The following is a 2443-nucleotide window of genomic DNA, read 5'->3' as shown; positions in this document are numbered from 1 at the left end:
CTCGACGTCACCGTGCAGGCCGGCATGCTGCACCTGCTGCGCGACCTGGCGATCGAGCGGAACCTCGCCGTGCTCCTCGTCACCCACGACCTCGGTGTGATGAGCGCCATCGCCGACGACGTCGCGGTGATGCGTCACGGCCGCATCGTCGAGGCGGGGACGCGTGCGCAGGTGTTCACCGCTCCTGTCCACGAGTACACGCGCGAGCTTCTGGCGGCCATGCCCGACGCGCAGGAGCCGCTCGTCGCGGGCGAGATCCCCCAGGAGGACGAACGATGACCGCTCCGATCCTCGAGGTCAACGACCTGGTCGTCGAGTACGGCGGACGGGGCGCGCTGCGCGCGGTGGACGGGGTGTCGCTGCGGATCGTGCCCGGAGAGGTGCTGGCGCTCGTCGGCGAGAGCGGGTGCGGCAAATCATCGACCGCCCGCGCGGTAGTCGGGATGGAGCGCCCCCACTCCGGCGCGGTGTCGTACCACGGGGCCGCGGTGCCGCCGTTGGGACTGCGCACCCGGCCGACGGCGCTGACCGCGATGCAGATGGTGTTCCAGGATCCGAACTCGTCGCTCAATCCGCGCGTGCGGGTCGCGCAGCAGATCGCCGACGGCGCGCGTGCCGCGCGCAGCCGGGGTGCGGTGTCGGCGCGACCGGAGGAATGGCTCGAGGCGGTCGGGCTCGCGGCGTCGTTCGCCCGCCGGTATCCGCACCAGCTGTCGGGAGGTCAGCGCCAGCGCGTCGCGATCGCCCGGGCGCTGGCCGCGCGCCCGGACCTCATCGTCGCGGACGAGCCGATCTCGGCGTTGGACGCGTCGGCACAGGCATCCGTCGCGGGCATGATGCGCACCTTGTGCCTGGAGTCGGGGGCCGGGATGCTCTTCATCTCGCACGACCTCTCGGTGGTGCGGCTCATGGCTGATCGGGTGGCGGTGATGTACCGGGGGCGCATCGTGGAGTCGGGGCCGACCCCGCTCGTCTGGGCCCACCCCGTGCACCCGTACACCCGGGATCTGCTCGCGGCGATCCCGCACCCCGACGGCACCGGCACCCTCCCGGCGGCGCCCGCGGCGGAGTCGCCCGCGGAGTGGGCGGAGCACATCCCGGCCGCGCTGAACCGCGCGGCCTGACACCGGCGGCCGTGGGCCTGCTCGCCCCAGCTCAGCGGATCGATGACGTGGTATATTGTATATTCCGTAGATTCGGCCCGCGTCAGCGGCGACAGAGCAGAATCGAGGCCCCATGCCATCGGCGCACCCCACGCCCCCGGTGACCGCGCACGACCCCAGCGCCTCCGCGACGCGGACGATCGCCGAGTGGGCCAGCGGCACCGACCTGCCGCCCGAGCTGCTGCACCACGGGCGGCGGATGATCATCGACTACCTCGCCGCAGCCACGGCCGGCAGCCGCACGGAACTCTCCCGCACGCTGCGCGAGCACTTCCGCACCGCCGAACCGGGACGTGCGGCGACGGTCATCGCGGGTCCGCGCCTCACCGCGACGGCCGCAGCGTACGTCAACGGCGCCGCCGCCCACGGTCTCGAGCTCGACGACGGTTACACCCCCGGCTCCGTGCACCCCGGCGGGTGCGTCGTGCCCGCGGTGCTCGCGGCCGGCGAATCGCGGGGCGTCAGCATCGATGACGTCGCCGCTGCCGCCGTGATCGGCGTGGAGGTCACCGCCCGGATCGCCGAGGCGGGCCACCCGAGTGTGCTGCGCGCGGGCTTCCACAACACCCCGGCGGCCGGGGTGTTCGGAGCCACGGCGGCGGTCGGCCGCCTGCTGCGTCTGTCGCCCGAGCAGATGTCCGGCGCGCTGGGCCTGGCCGGATCCTCCGCCGGCGGGCTGCGCGAATACCACGCGCACGGTTCCGAGGTGAAGCGACTTCACACCGGCAAGGCTGCGCGCGAGGGCGTCATGTGCGCCGAACTCGCCGCCGCAGGGATCTTCGGACCGCACACGATCCTCGAGGGGAAGGACGGCTACTTCGCCGCGTTCGCCCGCGGGCAGTGGAAGCCGGACGCGCTGCTGGGCGGCCTCGGCACCTCGTGGCGCGCGCTGCGCACCTACGTCAAGCCCTACCCGTGCTGCCGGCACCTGCACGGCGCGATCGACGCGGCGCGGCAGCTGCGCACCGTCGTCGGCGACGACCTGTCCCGGATCGACCGGATCCGCGTCGGCACGTTCGAGCTCGCCGCGCGACTGGACAGACGCGACCCCACCACCGTCATGCAGGCGCAGTTCAGCCTGCCGTTCGCCGTCTCCGCCGCCCTCGTGCAGGGCACGGTCGATCTCTGCACCTTCGAGCCGGATCGTCTCGGTGACCCGGACGTGCAGGCGCTGGCGCAGCGCGTGACGGTCCACCTCGACGAGGCGGCCCAGTCCGCGTACCCGCGGGAGCGGGCGGCCGAGGTGGAGATCACGCTGCACGGCGGGGAGGTCGTGCGCG

Annotated in this window: 2 protein-coding genes and 1 pseudogene; all 3 read left to right on the top strand. The window is 73.4% G+C overall.

All coding sequences use genetic code 11. From position 1 onward, the window contains the following. Positions 1-279 (top strand): annotated as a pseudogene (locus NQ160_RS22305) (ABC transporter ATP-binding protein); the annotation flags it as partial. Further along, positions 276-1124 (top strand): ABC transporter ATP-binding protein, encoded by an 849-nt coding sequence (locus NQ160_RS22300; protein WP_257517226.1) that lies wholly within the window; start codon positions 276-278, stop codon positions 1122-1124. The pseudogene NQ160_RS22305 and the gene NQ160_RS22300, both read left to right, overlap by 4 nt. A 112-nt stretch (positions 1125-1236) precedes the next feature. Continuing rightward, positions 1237-2443 (top strand): MmgE/PrpD family protein (locus NQ160_RS22295; protein ID WP_257517225.1); only part of this gene is annotated, 1207 nt, incomplete at its 3' end.

This window comes from Microbacterium sp. zg.Y909 (assembly GCF_024626565.1).
The sequence above is the reverse complement of the archived record's forward strand: the minus strand, read 5'-3'. Positions and strand labels throughout refer to the sequence as shown.